The organism is Streptomyces sp. SJL17-4, assembly GCF_036826855.1.
GTDB lineage: Bacteria > Actinomycetota > Actinomycetes > Streptomycetales > Streptomycetaceae > Streptomyces.
The window spans coordinates 3,077,628-3,095,516 of record NZ_CP104578.1; the positions used below are offsets into that span (position 1 = coordinate 3,077,628).

At 73.5% G+C, this 17,889-nt stretch carries 10 protein-coding genes; 3 read left to right on the plus strand and 7 right to left on the minus strand.

The window, feature by feature from the left end:
• Positions 1 to 9: 9 nt before the first annotated feature.
• The 4 genes from N5875_RS13350 to N5875_RS13365 all read right to left on the minus strand — a co-directional run bounded on the left by N5875_RS13350 (position 10) and on the right by N5875_RS13365 (position 8,570).
• Positions 10 to 3,519, minus strand: a complete 3,510-nt coding sequence (locus N5875_RS13350) for an ATP-dependent DNA helicase (RefSeq protein WP_338493853.1) — start codon at positions 3,517 to 3,519, stop codon at positions 10 to 12.
• A 78-nt stretch (positions 3,520 to 3,597) separates the two neighbouring features.
• On the minus strand, positions 3,598 to 4,422 hold the full coding sequence (locus tag N5875_RS13355; protein ID WP_338493855.1) for a hypothetical protein: 825 nt from the start codon (positions 4,420 to 4,422) through the stop codon (positions 3,598 to 3,600).
• Positions 4,423 to 4,521: 99 nt separating this feature from the next.
• Positions 4,522 to 7,863: an ATP-dependent DNA helicase gene (locus N5875_RS13360; RefSeq protein WP_338499163.1), complete on the minus strand. Its 3,342-nt coding sequence runs from the start codon at positions 7,861 to 7,863 to the stop codon at positions 4,522 to 4,524.
• Between the two features lie 341 nt (positions 7,864 to 8,204).
• Positions 8,205 to 8,570 (minus strand): MGMT family protein, encoded by a 366-nt coding sequence (locus N5875_RS13365; protein WP_318209096.1) that lies wholly within the window; start codon positions 8,568 to 8,570, stop codon positions 8,205 to 8,207.
• 192 nt (positions 8,571 to 8,762) lie between these two features.
• Here N5875_RS13365 and N5875_RS13370 point away from each other — a divergent pair, with 192 nt between their 5' ends.
• The 3 genes from N5875_RS13370 to N5875_RS13380 all read left to right on the plus strand — a co-directional run bounded on the left by N5875_RS13370 (position 8,763) and on the right by N5875_RS13380 (position 14,755).
• The gene (locus tag N5875_RS13370; RefSeq protein ID WP_318209095.1) at positions 8,763 to 11,414 is read left to right on the plus strand and encodes a lysylphosphatidylglycerol synthase transmembrane domain-containing protein; all 2,652 of its coding nucleotides are present in this window, start codon (positions 8,763 to 8,765) and stop codon (positions 11,412 to 11,414) included.
• A 122-nt stretch (positions 11,415 to 11,536) separates the two neighbouring features.
• Positions 11,537 to 13,108 (plus strand): alpha/beta hydrolase, encoded by a 1,572-nt coding sequence (locus N5875_RS13375; RefSeq protein ID WP_338493856.1) that lies wholly within the window; start codon positions 11,537 to 11,539, stop codon positions 13,106 to 13,108.
• 54 nt (positions 13,109 to 13,162) lie between these two features.
• Positions 13,163 to 14,755 carry an alpha/beta hydrolase gene (locus N5875_RS13380; protein WP_338493859.1) on the plus strand — a complete coding sequence of 531 codons (1,593 nt, stop codon included), beginning with the start codon at positions 13,163 to 13,165 and terminating at the stop codon, positions 14,753 to 14,755.
• 115 nt (positions 14,756 to 14,870) lie between these two features.
• Here the strand turns inward: N5875_RS13380 and moeZ are convergent, their stop codons facing one another.
• The 3 genes from moeZ to N5875_RS13395 all read right to left on the minus strand — a co-directional run bounded on the left by moeZ (position 14,871) and on the right by N5875_RS13395 (position 17,815).
• The gene (gene moeZ / locus N5875_RS13385; protein WP_318209092.1) at positions 14,871 to 16,049 is read right to left on the minus strand and encodes an adenylyltransferase/sulfurtransferase MoeZ; all 1,179 of its coding nucleotides are present in this window, start codon (positions 16,047 to 16,049) and stop codon (positions 14,871 to 14,873) included.
• A 63-nt stretch (positions 16,050 to 16,112) separates the two neighbouring features.
• Positions 16,113 to 16,856 carry a spherulation-specific family 4 protein gene (locus tag N5875_RS13390; RefSeq protein ID WP_318209091.1) on the minus strand — a complete coding sequence of 248 codons (744 nt, stop codon included), beginning with the start codon at positions 16,854 to 16,856 and terminating at the stop codon, positions 16,113 to 16,115.
• Positions 16,844 to 17,815 carry an NAD-dependent epimerase/dehydratase family protein gene (locus N5875_RS13395; protein WP_030320749.1) on the minus strand — a complete coding sequence of 324 codons (972 nt, stop codon included), beginning with the start codon at positions 17,813 to 17,815 and terminating at the stop codon, positions 16,844 to 16,846. The genes N5875_RS13390 and N5875_RS13395 overlap by 13 nt, the downstream gene beginning before the upstream one ends.
• Positions 17,816 to 17,889 lie beyond the last annotated feature (74 nt).

A 17,889-nucleotide genomic window follows, 5' to 3' on the forward strand; every position in this document is an offset into this window, starting at 1 on the left:
CCCACGAGCCTATCCGGCGCCCGGGGGTGCCCCGCCCGGCAGGAGGGCCTCGTCGGCGTCCGCCGCCGGCTCTCCGAGGAGGAGTGCCTCCAGCTCGGCCCGGCCTGGCAGGCGGGTGGGGCGGGCGACCTCGCCGGTGCGTACGTAGACGAAGGCGGCGGCCACGTCCTCGGGCGCGAGGCCGTGCTGCTCGGCCCAGGCGAGCCGGTAGATCGCGAGCTGGAGCGGGTCGGCGGTGCGCGACCGGCTCGTCTTCCAGTCGACGATCTCGTACGCGCCGGACTCCGGGTCCCGGTAGACGGCGTCGATCCGGCCCCGGACGACCCGGCCGCCGAGCGAGAGGTGTACGGGGACCTCGACGCGGTACGGGGTGCGGTGGGCGTACTCGGTACGGGCGAAGGCCTCCTTCAGCTCGTCGAGGTCCCGTTCGTCGAGGATCTCCGGCTCCCCGGCGAAGTCCTCCCCGCCGGGCAGGTCCTCCGGGCCGAGGAACGGCAGCGGCAGCTCCTCGAACCGGGACTCCACCCAGGCGTGGAACCGGGTGCCCCGACGGGCCGCCGGCTGCGGGGCCTTCGGCATCGGCCGGGCCAGCTCCTGGGCGAAGCCGTCGGGGTCGGCGGCGAGGCGGAGGACCTGGGAGGCGGAGAGGTAGGCGGGGAGCAGGACGTCACGGGTGGTGGCGCGGGTGCGGCGGAGTTCGGTGGTGAGGGCGGTGAGGTCGCGGTCCCAGGAGGTGATGGTTCGGAGCTCTTCGGGGGTGAGCTCCTGTTCCCGGGGGGCCGGGACCCTGTCCGCGTGGGTGTCCTCGGGGAGGGCCTCCTCGTCCTCGTCCCAGACGGGTTCCTCCTCTTCGGGCCAGAGGTCCTCCGGGTACGGGTCCGGGAGGTCGGGCGCCGTGCTGGTGGGGTTGTGCCCACCCTCCCCCGGACTTCGTCCGGGGGTGCCCCCACCGCCCTGCGGGACGATGGCCCACAACCTGGTCTTGACGTCCTCCGCCGCCTTCCGGCGGCGCTTCAACGCCTCCGCGTCCAGCGGGAGCGGCCAGGCCTGGTCGTCGTCCGTTTCCTCCAGCGTCGGGTTCTTCGCGTCCTTTTCCGGTTCTTCCGCCCAGGCCTCGATCTCCCCGTGGCCCGCCTCGCAGTGTTCGTACAGGGCCTGGAGGAAGTCCGAGGGGCCCCGAGGCTTCTTCTGGGACGGGCCCCACCAGTGGGCGGAGCCGAGCAGGAGGGAGCGGGGCCGGGTGAAGGTGACGTAGCCGAGGCGGAGTTCCTCGGTGTGCTGGTGGTCCCGCATCTCGTTCTTGAAGGCGGTGAGGGCCTTCGCGTTCCAGGTGTCGATGTCCGGGAGCGTGGCCGTGTCGCCGCGCAGGGCGTGCGGGAGCACCTGGGGCTGCGAGGTCCACGACTCGCGGGCGCGGGCGCTGGGGAACTGTCCGGTGACCAGGCCGGGGACGGCGACGACGTCCCATTCCAGGCCCTTGGACTTGTGGGCGGTGAGGACCTTGACGGTGTTCTCGCCGCCGGGCAGGGCGCTGTCGAGGCCCTTCTCGAACTGGACGGCCGTACGCAGGAAACCGAGGAACGCGAGGAGGCTCGCCTCGCCGTCCAGGGAGGCGAATCCGGCGGCGATGTCGAGGAAGTGGCCGAGGGTCTCGCGGCGGCGGGCGGCGAGCGCCTGCGGGGAGGCGGAGAGTTCGACTTCGAGGCCGGTCGCGGAGAGCACCCGGTGCAGGACGTCCATGAGGGGGTCGGCGAGCGAGCCGCGCAGGGCGCGCAGTTCGGCGGCGAGGCGCGCGAAGCGGACCCGGGCGTCGGCGGAGAACGCGAGGCCGTCGTCGGCCGTGCCTGCGGAGTCGAGGAAGGTGTCGAGCGCGTCGGCGAGGGAGACGACCTCGGCCGGGTCGACGCCCTCGACGGCGGCGGCGAGCCGCTGCTCGGGGTCGGGTTCGTCGCCGCCCCGGTGGACGAGGTGGCGGGCCCGCCTGCCGAGGAGGGCGAGGTCGCGGGGGCCGACGCGCCAGCGGGGGCCGGTGAGGAGGCGGACCAGGGCGGCGTTGGCCCCCGGGTCCTGGAGGACCTCGCAGACGGCGACCAGGTCGGCGATCTCGGGCAGGTGGAGGAGGCCGGAGAGGCCGACGACCTCGACGGGGACGTCACGGGCGACGAGGGCCGCGTGGATCGCGGGGAAGTCGGTGGCCGTACGGCACAGGACGGCGATCTCGCCGGGCTCCCGGCCGGCGCGGACGAGGTGGGCGAGGGAGTCCGCGAGCCAGTCGATCTCCTCGGCGTGGGTGGGGAGGAGGGCGATGCGGACGCTTCCGTCGGCCTCGGCGCCGGGCGCGGGGCGCAGCGCCTCCACGCCCGCGTGCATGGCGCGCAGGGGGGCGGCGAGTCCGTTGGCGAGGTCGAGGAGACGGCCGCCGCTGCGCCGGTTCTCGGAGAGCGAATAGCGGTCGGCGGGGCTGCCGTCCGCGTGCGGGAAGTGCTCGGGGAAGTCGTCGAGGTTGGCGACGGAGGCGCCCCGCCAGCCGTAGATGGCCTGGCAGGGGTCGCCGACGGCGGTCACCGCGTGGCCGGTGGGCGTGCCCGTGGGGCCTTGGCCGAAGAGGCCGGCGAGCAGGAGCCGCTGGGCGACGGACGTGTCCTGGTACTCGTCGAGGAGGACGACCCGGAACTCGTCGCGGAGGATCTCGCCGACCTCGGGCCGGGTGGTGGCCAGCTCGGCGGAGCGGGCGATCTGGTCGCCGAAGTCGAGCAGGTCGCGGGAGCGCTTGGCGGCCCGGTAGCGGACGACGAGGTCGAGGAGTTCGCGTCGGGCGGTGGCGGCCTCGGGGATCTTCCGCAGCTCGGCGTTGCTGAGCTTGGCGTCGGCGAGGGCGGTGAGCAGCGCGGAGTCGTACGAAAGCAGTCTTTCCGGCGGTACGAGGTGTTCGGCGAGCTCGGCGTCGAGGGCGAGCAGGTCGGTGATCAGGGTCGGGAAGGAGCGGGTGAGCGCCGGGTACGGGCCGGGGGCCTCGCGCAGGACGCGGGCGGCGAGCTGGTAGCGGGTGGCGTCGGCGAGGAGCCGGGAGGTGGGTTCGAGGCCGATGCGGAGGCCGTGGTCGGTGAGGAGCTGCCCGGCGAACGCGTGGTAGGTGGAGATCCGGGGCTCGCCCGGCATGTAGTAGGGGTCGGCGGGCACCGCCGTCGTTGAGGGGTGGTGGCCGGGCGACGGCTGGGCCGGGTCGATGACGTCGGGGTCGGTCACTCCGGCGCGGACGAGGGCGGTGCGGACGCGCTCGGCGAGCTCACCGGCGGCCTTGTTGGTGAAAGTGAGGCCGAGGACCTGCTCGGGGGCGACCTGGCCCGTGCCGACCAGCCAGACCACGCGGGCGGCCATCACCGTCGTCTTGCCGGAGCCGGCTCCGGCCACGACGACCTGCGGGGCGAGCGGCGCGGTGATGCAGGCCGTCTGCTCCGGGGTGAACGGGATGCCGAGGAGCTCCTTGAGCTGCTCGGGGTCGGTGATGCGTGCGGTCACCTCAAAGAGGCTAACGGGGACGACCGACAGTCCGGTCCGTCCCGGGCGTTCCGGGTCGGATCGCAGGGGAGAGCTGCCTCACGCGGGCGTGCCCCGGTCCAGCTTCGACAGGTCCACCGTCTCGGCGGCGGGCGGGATCACGACCCGGACGGGCTTGTCGTAGTCGGAGAGCTGTATCTCGCCGGGTTCCTCGCCACCGGCCTTGACCATCTTCAGGATGTACGGCTTGCCCTCCTGGGAGACGGAGACGGTGGTGGTCTCGCCGTCGGTCTTCTTCTTCACCAGGTTCGCGACGGGGGTGCCGTCGACCTCGGAGTCGGGGCCCCTGGTCAGTCCGCGGCGCTCCTCCTTGTCGTCGCCGAGGTCGGCGAGGAGCGACTTCAGGTCGCAGACGCCGCTGAGGTCGGCGCTGCCGGCCTGCCCCGGGGCGATCTTCAGCCAGCGGCCCTTGACCAGCTCGATCGTGGCGTCGATCTGGGCGTCGGGCACCCCCTGGGAGGCCATGGAGACGCGCCAGAAGGGCTCGTCGCCCTTCATGTAGGTGATCCGATCGATCTTGCGGAGCTCGGCGGTGCCGCCCTTGATCTTCATCACGCCGGTGCACTCGTCGCGGTCGTTCACGGCGAAGTCGATGTCGAGGGGCTGTCCCTCCGTGACGACCCGGCCGGTCATCCGGAGCGAGGTCGCCGACTGGGTCGCGGTGACCGCCCTGTCGCCGATCTCGTCGGCGGTGAGACCGGAGAACGGATCGGGCGACGGTGCCGACACCGAGGGTGCGGCGGCCGCGGCACCGGTCGTCGCGGCACCGCCCGTCGCGGCCCAGGCCGCGACGGGCGCGGGACCTGTGACGACGGCGACGGCGCAGACGACGGCCGCGACGCGGAGCTTTCGGTGGGACGCCATGGGGGCCTCCTCGCGGTTTTCCCGAGCCCTGTCCACCAGGGTCTCCTCCCGCGCGCGTGCCTGCGACTCCGCGCCCCGGGGCCGTCCCGTCAGTCGACGTCAGTCGACGACCTGGCGGCCCTCCGGCTGGGCGCTGCACGAGGCGCGGAACGAGCAGTTCGTGCAGTGCTGGCCGGTGGTGGGGGTGAAGCGCTCGTCGAGGACCCGGCCGGCGGCGTTGGCGAGCAGCTCGCCGACCCACTCGCCGGCGAGCGGTTCCTGCGCCTGGACCTTGGGGAGGGCGTCGCCGCCCTCCTTCTGCGGGGCGGCCTGCCGCAGCTGTACGAGCTCGGCGCCGCCGGGTTCCGGTCGCCTGCCGTCGAGGACCTCGTCGAGGGCGCCCTCGCGGACCGCGAGCTGGTAGACGGCGAGCTGCGGGTGGTGGGCGACCTCGTCCTTGGTGGGCGCGGACTTGCCGGTCTTGAAGTCGACGACGTACGCGCGGCCCTGCTCGTCGGTCTCGACGCGGTCCATGGAGCCGCGGATGCGGACCTCGTACGCGCCCGCCTCCAGGGTCACGTCGAAGTCGTGCTCCGAGGCGGCCGGGGTGCGGCCGCCCCGGTCCATGACGTGCCAGCTCAGGAAGCGTTCGAGCGCCACGCGCGCGTTCTGCTTCTCCTGGGCCGACTTCCAGGGCGCGTCGAACGCGAGGGCGTCCCACACGGAGTCCAGCCGGGCCATGAGGACGTCGAGGTCGGCGGGGGTACGGCCGGAGGCGACCTCGTCGGCGAGGACGTGGACGACGTTGCCGAAACCCTGGGCCGCGGTGGCGGGGGCCGCGGCCTTGACCTCGCGGCCCAGGAACCACTGGAGGGAGCAGGTGCTCACCAGGTTGTCCAGGGAGCTCGGCGAGAGGGCGACGGGCCGGTCGCGGTCGCGCAGCGGCTCCGGGCCGCGGGTCGGCTCGAACAGTCCCCACCAGCGGTCCGGGTGCGCGGCCGGGACGAGCGGCTGGCCGTCCTCGTCGGTGAGCGCGGCGAGCTCGGCGAGGCGGTGGGCGGCGGCGTCGCGGAGCGCGGGCGAGGCGTCCGGGTCGACGGTGGTGGCGCGCAGTTCGGCGACCAGGGCGGACACGGCGAGGGGGCGGCGGGGGCGGCCTGGCACGTCCTTCGGCTCGGCGCCGAGCTCGGTGAGGAAGCGGGAGGGCTGGTCGCCGTCCTCCGCGGCGGCCTTCACGGCGGTGACGACGAGCCGGTCACGCGCGCGCGTGGCGGCCACGTAGAAGAGGCGGCGCTCCTCGGCGAGGAGGGCGCCGGGGGTGAGGGGCTCGGCGAGGCCGTCGCGGCCGATGCGGTCGGCCTCCAGGAGGGAGCCGCGGCGGCGCAGGTCGGGCCAGAGGCCCTCCTGGACCCCGGCGACGACGACGAGGCTCCACTCCAGGCCCTTGGAACGGTGGGCGGTCATGAGGCGGACCGCGTCGGGGCGGGTGTGGCGGCGGGTGAGGGTGTCGGCGGCGATGTCCTGAGCGTCGAGCTCCTCGAGGAAGTTGAGGACGCCGCGGCCTCCGACGCGTTCCTCGGCGCGGGCGGCGGTCTCGAAGAGGGCGCAGACGGCGTCGAGGTCGCGGTCGGCGTTGCGCCCGGCGGGCCCGCCGCGGAGCGCGGCGCGCTCCAGGCGGCCGGGCCAGGGGGTGCGGCTCCAGAGCACCCAGAGGGCCTCCTCGGCGGTGCCGCCGGCCGCGAGGAGCGTCCGGGTCTCCTGGAGGAGCTGCCCGAGCCGCTGGGCACCGCGCGCGTACGCCGGATCGTGGGCGGCGAGGCGTTCGGGTTCGGCGAGGGCACGGGCGAGGAGGGTGTCGGAGGGTGCGGGGACCTTGTTGCCTCCGGCGCGCTCCTCGTCGCGGAGGGCGCGGCCGAGGCGTCGCAGATCGGCCGGGTCCACTCCGGCGAGGGGCGAGGCGAGGAGTTCGAGTGCGGTTTCGACGGGGAGCCAGGTGGGGGCGGGTGCGGGCTCGACGGGTGCGGGCTCGACGCGCGCGGGGTCGACGGGTGCGGGCTCGACGGGTGCGGGCTCGACGCGCGCGGCGTCCGAAAGGGGCGCCGACGGTGCGGCGCCGTCGTGGGTTGTGCCCTCCCTCCCCCAGACTTCGTCCGGGGATGCCCCCATCGCCCTTGCGGAACGTTTGCCCACAACGGGGTCCGTCGCCGACACGGCCCGCAGCGCCAGCAGCAGTGGGGCCACCGCTGGTTCGTGGCGCAACGGCGTGTCCGCCGCGTCCGTTTCCACCGGGACTCCCGCCGAGGTGAGGGCGCGGCGGAGGGACGGCAGGGAGGCGGCGGCGCGGGTGAGGACGGCCATGTCCTGCCAGGGGACGCCGTCCTCCAGGTGGGCGCGGCGCAGCAGGTCGGCGATGTTCTCGGCCTCCGCCGACGCCGTCGGGTACGTGTACGCCTCCGCCCCGCCCCCGTCCCGTACCGCCGTGAGGTCCCGGTGGGCGCGGACCTTGTCGGCGGGGAGCCGGGGCATCGGCATCCGCTGGGCGAGCAGCCGGGTCGCCTTGAGCAGCTCGGCGCCCGAGCGGCGCGCGGTGCGCAGGACCCGGACGTCCGCGCCGCCGAAGGACGCGGGGAAGTCGAGGATGCCGTTCACGTCGGCGCCCCGGAAGGCGTAGATGGACTGGTCGGGGTCGCCGAAGGCGACGACCGTGCGGCGGCCGCCGGCCGCCAGCGCGTGCAGCAGCCGGACCTGTGCCGGGTCGGTGTCCTGGTACTCGTCGACGTAGATCGCGTCGTACGCGGGCAGGCTGATGTCCTCGGCGAGGAGCACGGCCCGGTGGACGAGTTCCGTGTAGTCGAGGACGCCCTGGAGGTCGAGGACGTCGAGGTACTCGGCGAGGAAGCCGGCCGCGGCCTTCCAGTCGGGCCGGCCGACCCGCTCCGCGAAGCGGGCGAGGGCGTCCGGTCCGAGGCCCAGCTCGCGGGAGCGCGCGAGGACGGCCCGTACCTCGTCGGCGAAGCCGCGGGTGGTGAGGCAGGCGCGGAGTTCGTCGGGCCAGCGGATGCTTCCGAGGCCGGCCTTCTCCAGGTCGATGTGGCCGGCGAGCAGTTCCCGTACGGCCAGGTCCTGCTCGGGTCCGGAGAGCAGCCGCAGCGGTTCGGCGAAGAGTTCGGCGTCCTGGTGGGCGCGGATCAGGGCGTAGCAGTAGGAATGGAAGGTGGTGGCCTGCGGCGGGCGCCGACCGCCGAGCCGGGCGGCCATGCGGTCGCGGAGTTCGACGGCGGCCTTGCGGCTGAAGGTGAGCACGAGGAGCCGTTCGGGGTCGGCGCCCTGCTCCATCCGGGCGGCGACGGCCTCGACGAGGGTCGTCGTCTTGCCGGTGCCGGGTCCGGCGAGGACGAGAAGAGGTCCGCCGCCGTGGTCAACCACTTCGCGTTGGGTTGCGTCCAGCTGAGGGGGATCCATCGGGGCCGGCGTGGTACGCACCAGTCGGTACGCGCCCGGGTTCCGCTGCCGGCCCGAACCCGGGTACGGCTGTCCCTGGTACGGCGGCGTACGCCGGGTGGTCGAGGAGGTACTCACGTGGGTCGCCGGTCCTGGTGGGAGTGGTGGTGCGGGTGAGGCGGCCGTCCGCCGCGGCCGGCCGTCGGGCTCGCCGGCCCGCCGTCGCCTCGGGAGACGCGAACGTCGACGTTACGCGAAACGGCCCGCCGCCGAGCCGTACTCCGCGCCCCGTTCCGTACCGCGTACGTCCCGTCCGGCGCCGCTCACGCCGTGTCCCGCCCGGTCGTCCCCGGTCGGCGCGCTCAGGTGTGAGTTCCGTCCCAGCGCGCCCGCCGCATGTCGATCCTGGGCAGGTGTCCCTCGGCCGCCGGACCCCGCTCGCGCAGCGGCGTGCCCTCCTCGCGGTAGTGGTCGAGGGCCCTCAGCTCGTGCCCGGGGAGCAGCGTGCCGTCCGCGCGGACCACCCGCCACCAGGGCGCCGTCCCGCCGTACAGGGCCATGACCCGGCCGACCTGGCGGGGCCCGCCCTCGCCCAGCCATTCGGCGACGTCGCCGTAGGTCATCACCCGGCCGGGCGGGATCCCGTCGGCGACGTCGAGCACCCGCTCCGCGTACTCGGGCAGTTCTCCGGTCTCCCCCACGGGCACCTCCATGCTCATCCGCCCCATCCTGCCTCACCCCACCGACATGGCCCTGATGCCTCCGTGCGGCGGCTCTTCGTGCCACCATCGTGCGGGCGGTGACTGGTGATACGAGATCAAGAGCGACAAGTACAAGAACCAGAGCAAGAACAACAGCAGGACCTACAGCCGCGACAACAGCGAGAACGAGAACGACAAGACGCGCATGCAGAGACGGACATGGTGATGGCCCCGGACACCCAGCCCCCCGAGGAGGGCAAGGCCGACGTGCCCGAGCGGGTCTCCGGCGACGAACCGCTGCTCGCCGCCCGCGTCCACCGGCCCTCGGACCTGATGCGGCTGCTCGCCGGTCTGCTCGCCATCGGGCTCGTCATCGCCGTCGCCGCGTTCGCCCACGCGACGACCTCGGGCCTCGAGGAGGACATCAACAAGGGCGCCGTCGGCGCACCCGATGTCTTCGTCAAGATCGCCGGTCTCGTCTCCTCCATCGCCGTCCTGCTCGTCCCCGTAGCCTTCGCCATCGAACGCCTGATCAAACGTGACGGGCTGCGCATCGCGGACGGCGTCCTCGCCGCCGTGCTCGCGCACGGCCTCACCCTCGCCACCGACCTCTGGGTCGCCCAGGCCGCCCCCGGCACCATCCAGGACGCGCTGACCCAGCCGGCGTCCGGGGGCGGGCTCACCGACCCCGTGCACAACTACCTCGCGCCGGTGATCGCGTACATGACCGCCGTCGGCATGGCCCGCAGGCCGCGCTGGCGGGTGTCGCTCTGGGTGGTGCTGCTGCTCGACGCCTTCACCATGCTGGTGGCCGGCTACACCACCGCGCTCTCGATCGTCCTGACCGTCCTGATCGGCTGGACGGTGGCGTACGGCACGCTGTACGCGGTCGGCTCCCCCAACGTCCGGCCCACCGGACAGACCCTCCTCGCCGGTCTGCGCCGGGTCGGCTTCCGGCCGGTCACGGCGCTGCGCGCCGAGGGCGTGCCCGACTCGTCGGACAGCGGCGACCGGGGCCGCCGGTACATCGTGACCCTGGAGGACGGGCCTCCGCTCGACGTCACCGTCGTCGACCGCGAGCAGCAGGCACACGGCTTCTTCTACCGCGCGTGGCGGCGGATCACCCTGCGGACGATCACCACCCGCCGGTCGATCGTCTCGCTGCGGCAGGCCCTGGAGCAGGAGGCGCTCCTCGCGTACGCGGCGATCGCCGCCGGGGCGAACGCGCCGAAGCTGATCGCCACCTCCGAGCTCGGCCCGGACGCCGTGATGCTCGTCTACGAGCACATCGGCGGCCGCAGCCTCGACTCGCTCGACGACGACGACATCACCGACGAGCTGGTCCGCAGCGCCTGGCGGCAGGTACGGGCGCTCCAGTCGCGCCGGATCGCGCACCGCCGACTCACGGGCGACGCGATTCTGGTGGATCGTTCCGGCAGGGTGATCCTCACCGATCTGCGGGGCGGCGAGATCGCGGCCGGCGACCTGATCCTGCGGATGGACATCGCCCAGCTGCTCACCACCCTCGGTCTGCGGGTCGGTGCCGAGCGCACGGTCGCCGCGGCCGTCGAGGTGCTCGGCCCGGACGCCGTCGCCGACTGCCTGCCGCTGCTCCAGCCGATCGCGCTGAGCCGCTCCACGCGCGCGACGCTGCGGAAACGGGCCCGGGAACGGTCGGCCCGCGAGCGGGAGGCCGTGCTCGCGGCCTCGGAGACGGCCAAGCACGAGCGGGAACTGGCGAAGGCCCAGGCCGCGGAGGCCGCCGCGGCCCCGACAGCCGTACGGGCGGAGACCAAGGCCGAGAAGAAGGCGGACAAGAAGGCCGAGAAGCGGGCCCTGGACACGGCGCTCGACGAGGCCCGCGAGGAGGACCTGCTGGCCCAGATCCGGCAGCAGGTGCTCCTGATCCGCCCGCAGGCGCCGGCCGAGCCGGTCCGGCTCGAGCGGATCAAGCCGCGGACCCTGGTCAGTCTGATCGCGGGCGCGGTCGCCGCCTACTTCCTGCTGTCGCAGATCTCCCGGACGCCGCTGTCGACGATCAGCGAGGCGGACTGGCGGTGGGTGGCGGCCGCGGTGCTGTTCTCCGCGGTCAGCTATGTGGCGGCGGCGATGAGCCTGCTCGGCTTCGTGCCGGAGCGGGTCGGGTTCTGGCGGACGGTGGTGGCGCAGGTCGCCGGCTCGTTCGTGAAGATCGTCGCCCCGGCGGCGGTCGGCGGTGTCGCCCTGAACACCCGCTTCCTCCAGCGCTCGGGGGTACGGCCGGGCCTCGCGGTGGCGAGCGTCGGCGCCTCCCAGCTCTTCGGCCTCGGGGCGCACATCCTGCTCCTGCTCGCCTTCGGCTATCTGACGGGAACGGAGCGGTCGCAGTCCTTCACCCCGTCGAGGACGGTCATCGCCGGTCTCCTCACCGTCGCGGTGCTCGTGCTCGTCGTGACGGCGATCCCGTTCATGCGGAAGTTCGTCTCGACCCGGCTGCGCTCGCTCTTCGCGGGTGTGGTGCCGCGCATGCTGGACGTGCTCCAGCGGCCGATGAAGCTGGTCACCGGCATCGGCGGGATGCTGCTGCTCACCCTCACCTTCGTGCTCTGCCTGGACGCCTCGATCCGGGCCTTCGACCACAACAACGTGTCGATCAGCTACGCGAGCGTGGCGGTCGTCTTCCTCGCGGGCAACGCGCTCGGCTCGGCGGCGCCGACCCCGGGCGGCGTGGGAGCGGTCGAGACCGCGCTCACCATCGGCCTGGTGGCCGTCGGCCTCCCCATCGAGGTCGCCACCCCGGCCGTCCTGCTCTACCGCCTGCTGACCCTGTGGATCCCGGTCCTCCCGGGCTGGCTCTGCTTCAACTGGCTGACGAAGCGCGAGGCGCTGTAGGGCCTGTCCGGTCGGGCCCCGGGCGGCGCGGTCGGGCCCCGGGCGGCGCGGTCGTGTCCGCGTGCCACCCGCATGGCCCCCCGTCCCGCGCGGCGGCGGGGGCCGCGGCCCACCATGGGCCTATGCCGATCTCCGCCGCGCAGCGCGCCGCTCTGCTCACCGCCACCACCGTGCTGCTCGCCGCCGGGTGCTCGGACGGGGGCGACGAGGCGGAGGGGACGAAGCCGAGCGGAACGGCCGGGCTCTCCGCGCTGGCGGCGCAGAAACTGTCCTGGGCCCCGTGCCCGGCACCGTCCGCCGCCGAGGGCGGCGGGCCCGCACCCTCCCCGCTGCCCGGGGGCGCCGCCTGGGAGTGCTCCTTCCTCCAGACCCCGCTCGACTGGTCGGTGCCGGAGGGCGAGACGATCGAGCTCGCGCTGATCCGGGCCCGGGCCCGCGACCAGGACCGGCGGATCGGTTCGCTCGTCTTCAACTTCGGCGGGCCGGGCGGCTCCGGCGTCACCGGGCTGCCCGGGTTCGCCACCGAGTACGAGACCCTGCGCGGCCGCTACGACCTGGTCTCCTTCGACCCGCGCGGGGTGGGCCGCAGCGACCCGGTGGAATGCCTCACCGACAAGGAGCTCGACGCCTACTACGCCCTCGACTTCTCGCCCGACGACGAGGCCGAGGAGCGGACGCTCTCGGACGCCCAGAAGAGGTACACGGCGGGCTGCGACAAGGACGCGGGGCCGGCCCTGCCGCACGTCGGCACCGAGAACGCCGCCCGCGACCTGGACCTGATGCGCCAGGTCCTCGGCGACGACAAGCTCCACTACTTCGGCATCTCGTACGGCACCGAACTCGGCGGCGTCTACGCCCATCTCTTCCCGAAGAACGTCGGCCGGACCGTCTTCGACGCCGTCGTCGACCCGGACGCCGGCGTCGAGGACGGGGCCCTCGGCCAGGCGAAGGGCTTCCAGCTCGCCCTGGACAACTTCGCCCAGGACTGTGTGGACCGCGGCGAGGAGTGCACCCTGCCCGGCTCGACCGTCGCCGAGATCGAGACCTTCGTGACCGACCTCCTCGCCTCCCTCGACAAGGAGCCGATCGCCGGCATCGGCGAGCGCGAGCTCACCCAGACGCAGGCCACCAACGGCATCGCGCAGGCCCTCTACTCCAAGGAGTTGTGGACCTATCTGGAGCAGGGCCTCTCCGACGCCGAGGGCGGCGACGGAGGGCTGCTCCTCACCCTCTCCGACTCGATGAACGGGCGCGGCCAGACCGGCTCCTACAGCAACATCCAGGCCGCCAACGCCGCCATCAACTGCGTCGACTTCAAGGAGCGTTACACCCTCGGCCAGGCCAAGGAGCGGCTCGGCGAGTTCCGCGAGGCCTCCCCCGTCTTCGGCGACTTCATGGGCTGGGCGCTCTCCAGCTGCTCGCAGTGGCCGGTGCCCGGGACCTGGGAGCACCCGGACGTCTCCGCTCCGGGCGCGGCGCCGATCCTGGTCATCGGCAACACCGGCGACCCGGCCACGCCCTACGAGGGCGCCCGCGCGATGGTGAAGGCGCTCGGCGACGGCGTCGGCGTGGAGCTGACGTACGAGGGCGAGGGCCACGGCGCCTACAACAGCGGCAACGCGTGTGTGAAGAAGGCGGTCGACGCCTACCTCCTGGACGGCAAGGTCCCGGCCTCCGGCACCGTCTGCAAGTAGCCCGCAGGGCTCCCCCTAGGATGGGCCCCCCTGTCGGGCACCTGGGGGGAACACATGTCCATACGCATACGGGCGGCGGTCCTGGCCGTCACCGGCCTGCTGGTCGCGGGCTGCACGAGCGCCGGCGGCGGAGCACCCGCCACCACGCCGAGCCCGACCACGTCCGACGCCAAGCCGTCGGCCACCACCGCCGCCCCCTCGGCCACCGCCACCACTCCCCCGCTCCCTGCTGCTCTCACCGGCCAGCGCCCCGACTGGCGGTCCTGCCCGGCTCCCGGCCCCGACACGGCGAAGCCCGGCAAGAACTGGCGCTGCGCCACCGTGAAGGTGCCGCTCGACCACGCGAAGCCCGAGGGCGCGACGATCCCGATCGCGCTGATCCGCAAGGAGGCCGGCCGCGAGGCCGACCGCATCGGCTCGCTGCTCTTCAACTTCGGCGGACCCGGCGCCTCGGGCGTCGACATCCTGCCGCAGGTCGAGGAGGACTACGGCAAGCTCGGCGAGCGCTACGACCTGGTGGGCTTCGACCCGCGCGGCGTCAGCCGCAGCTCCGGTGTCGTCTGCCGCACCGACGCCGAGCAGGCCGCCGCCGAGGCCACCGTCGACGTCACCCCGGACTCGGCCGCCGAGGAGGCCGCGTACCTGAAGGACAACGCCGCCTTCGGCGCCGGCTGCGCCCGTCGCTCCGGCACGGTCCTCCCGCACACCACGACCACCGCGACAGCCCGTGACCTGGACCTGATCCGGCAGGTCCTCGGGGACGACAAGCTCCACTACTTCGGCATCTCGTACGGGACCCAGCTCGGCGGCACGTACGCGCACCTCTTCCCGCGGAACGTGGGCCGGATCGTCCTCGACGCGGTCGTCGACCCGACCGCCGACGCCGTCGGGCACGCCCGCCACCAGACGATCGGCTTCCAGCGGGCCCTGGGCAACTACCTGAAGAGCACCGGCCAGGACCCCGAGGCCGGGACCGAGCGGATCGAGCGCCTGCTGCGGAAGCTCGACCGCGCGCCGCTGGCCGTCGGCGAGCGGAAGCTCACCGAGGGCCTGGCGCTCACGGGCATCGCGGTGACGCTGTACGGGCAGCCCAACTGGCCCCTCCTGACGGCGGCCCTGGCGGACGCCGAGAAGGGTCGCGGCGGCGCCCTGCTCGAACTCGCCGACTTCTACAACGACCGTGACGCGAACGGCCACTACGCCACCCAGACGCACTCGCAGCGGGCGATCTCCTGCGCCGACTCCAGCGCGCGGCCGACCGCGGCGGACGCGAAGGCGCTGATCCCCGAATTCCGGCGCCTCTCCCCCGTGTTCGGCGCCTTCCTCGCCTGGGACACGGCCGGCTGGTGCGCCGAGTGGCCGGTGAAGGGCGAGCGGGCGACCCCGGAGGCGAGCGCCCCGGGCTCCGCCCCGGTCCTGGTCGTCGGCACGACGGGCGACCCGGCGACCCCGTACGAGGGCGCGGAGAAGATGGCGAAGGAGCTCGGCAAGGGCGTCGGCGTCCTGGTCACCAACGAGGGCGAGGGGCACGGCGCGTACGGCACGTCGTCCTGTGTGACGCGGACGGTCGACGCGTACCTCCTGGACGGCAAGGTCCCCTCGTACGGCAAGACCTGTTCCAGCGGGGCGGCTCGTAGCGGGGCGTGACCCGTGGCGGGGCGACCCGTAGCAGGGCATGACCCGCAGCGGGGCATGACCCGTAGCGGGGCATGAGAAAGGGCCCGGACCTCGTGCCGAGGTTCGGGCCCTTCCGTTCGGCCGACTAGTAGACCGGCTTCTCGGGCTCGATCTGGTGGACCCAGCCGATCACGCCGCCGCCGACGTGCACCGCGTCGGCGAAGCCCGCGGACTTGAGCACGGCGAGGACCTCCGCACTGCGGACACCCGTCTTGCAGTGCAGGACGATCCGCTTGTCCTGCGGGAGGTCCTGGAGGGCGCTGCCCATCAGGAACTCGTTCTTCGGGATCAGACGCGCGCCCGGGATCGAGACGATCTCGTACTCGTTGACCTCGCGGACATCGATGATGTCGATGTTCTCGCCGTCGTCGATCCACTCCTTGAGCTGCTTGGGAGTGATCGTGGAGCCGAGCGCCGCCTCCTGGGCCTCCTCGGACACGACGCCGCAGAAGGCCTCGTAGTCGATGAGCTCGGTGACGGTCGGGTTCTCGCCGCAGACCGCGCAGTTCGGGTCCTTGCGGACCTTCACCTGGCGGTACTGCATCTCCAGGGCGTCGTAGATCATCAGGCGGCCGACCAGCGGGTCGCCCACGCCGGCGAGGACCTTGATGGCCTCGGTGACCTGGATGGAGCCGATGGACGCGCACAGCACGCCCAGGACGCCGCCCTCGGCGCAGGACGGGACCATGCCCGGCGGCGGGGGCTCCGGGTAGAGGCAGCGGTAGCAGGGGCCGTACTCGGACCAGAAGACGGACGCCTGGCCGTCGAAGCGGTAGATCGAACCCCAGACGTACGGCTTGTTCAGCAGCACGCAGGCGTCGTTCACCAGGTAACGGGTGGCGAAGTTGTCGGTGCCGTCGACGATCAGGTCGTACTGGCTGAAGATGTCCATCACGTTCTCGGCCTCGAGCCGCTCTTCGTGGAGGATCACGTTCACGTACGGGTTGATGCCGAGCACGCTGTCGCGCGCCGAAGCGGCCTTGGAGCGGCCGATGTCGGCCTGGCTGTGGATGATCTGGCGCTGGAGATTCGACTCGTCGACCTCGTCGAACTCCACGATGCCGAGCGTGCCCACGCCGGCGGCGGCCAGGTACATCAGCGCCGGCGAGCCGAGGCCGCCGGCACCGACACACAGCACCTTGGCGTTCTTCAGCCGCTTCTGCCCGTCCATCCCGACGTCCGGGATGATCAGGTGGCGGGAGTACCTGCGGACCTCGTCTACGGTGAGCTCGGCAGCCGGCTCGACCAGGGGTGGCAGCGACACGGGGACTCCGGTTGTCGGTATGTCAGTACGGTTGTTCTCCCCGTAACACTGCCACGCTCCTCCTCATTCCGAGACACCCGGTCCGATCCGCGAGACGATTTCGTCCCAGTAGCCGGGCAGCGAGTGGAATGGCGCACTTTGTCCCTGGCCCCCCGCGCGGTCGGTGAAGAAGATCGTCCCGGCTCCCTGCCAGCGGGCGATCCGCAGGGCCTCGTCCAGGTGGGTGCGGGGAACGCCGTGCACGAGATGGACGAACTTCGCCTCCGTGTACTCGGCCGTCCACTCGGCCACCTGCGACCAGCGGTAGTCCGCCCAGGCGCCCGAGAAGGTCACCAGCTGGTCGGCGGTCTCGGCGTATCCCGGGTGGGGATGGGTGCCGTGGCCGAGGACGAGGTGGGCCTCGCCGCCGAGGACCGCCTCCAGGGTCGCGGTGACCCGCCGCACCCCGGCCAGGTCCGCCCGGTCCGCGGGGCAGCGGTCCAGGTAGTAGCCGTCGACCTTGTACCAGTCGACGAAGCGGTGGGCGTCCGAGACCAGCTCCCCGAAGGGCCGGGAGCCGTACGCGGCGTCCAGGTGCCCGAGGACCCTGACCCCGGCGTTACGGAGCCTGCCCGCCGCCTCCAGGCAGTGCGGGTCGGGGCGGCTGCCCGGACCGTCCGCCACGTTGAGCACCGCCCAGTGCAGCGGGGTCCCGGGGCGGGTCAGCTCGCCCCACTCGACGGGGGCGAGCAGCGGGTGGGCGTAGCCGGGCACGCCCACCCCGAGGGCCTCCTTCACCGCCCCCGTGATCGCCGTCAGATGCGACACGCCGCCTCCATCCAGATGTCGGCGAGCGACTCCTCCAGGTTGATCCGGGGCCGCCAGCCGAGCCGGTCGCGGGCGGTCCGGACGTCGGCCTGCTGCCAGGGGCCGCAGCCGTCGGGGTACGGGTAGGGGGCGGCGGCCAGCTGGTCGGCGATGGTGCCCTCGGTGCGGGGGGCGCCGATCATCGGGCGCTGCGGCATGCCGTGCGGGGCGTCCAGCTCGTGCAGGTTGCCGGAGTAGCCGGCGACCCTGGCGAGGACGGCGGCGGCGTCCCGGAGCCGGACCGCGCGGCCGGTGCCGATGTTGACGACGCCCTGGGCGGCGGAGAGCGAGGCCGCGTGCACGGCCCGCGCCACGTCCCGCACGTCGACGAAGTCCCGCTGCACGCCGAGGCCGCTGAGCTTGAGCTCACCGTCGCCGGCCTGCATGGCCCGGCGCATCGCCTCGGCGAGCCGGCCGAGCGGCGAGCCGGCGGGGGTGCCGGGGCCGACGGGCGAGAAGACGCGGAGGACCACGGCGTCGAGGCCGGAGCCCAGGACGAGTTCGGTCGCCGCCAGCTTCGACACCCCGTACGGGCCGCCGGGGCGGGGTACGGCGTCCTCGGCGGTGGAGGAGCCGGGCTGGCTCGGCCCGTACTCCGAGGCGCAGCCGACCTGGACGAGCCGGGCGCCGCAGCCGCTGCGGCGCAGGGCCTCGCAGACGGTGGCGACGGCGACGGTGTTGTGCCGGGTCAGGTCGCGGGCGCCGCCGCGGGTGGCGCCGGCGCAGTTGACGACGACCCCCGGGTGGACGGCGTCGAGGAACCGGGTCAGCGCGCCCGGGCTGCCGGAGGCGAGGTCGAAGCGGACGTCGGCGTCGTCGCCCCGGCCGAGCGCGGTGAGGTGGACGGCCGGGTCGGCGAGCAGCCGGTCCGCGACGAAGCGTCCGATGAAGCCGTTGGCTCCGAGCAGCAGCACCCTCATCGTGCGGCCCCTTCGTGCCGACCGGCCGTTCCTTGGGGTTGCGGGGTCATGGTCTTCGATCTCCTTGCGGGGTG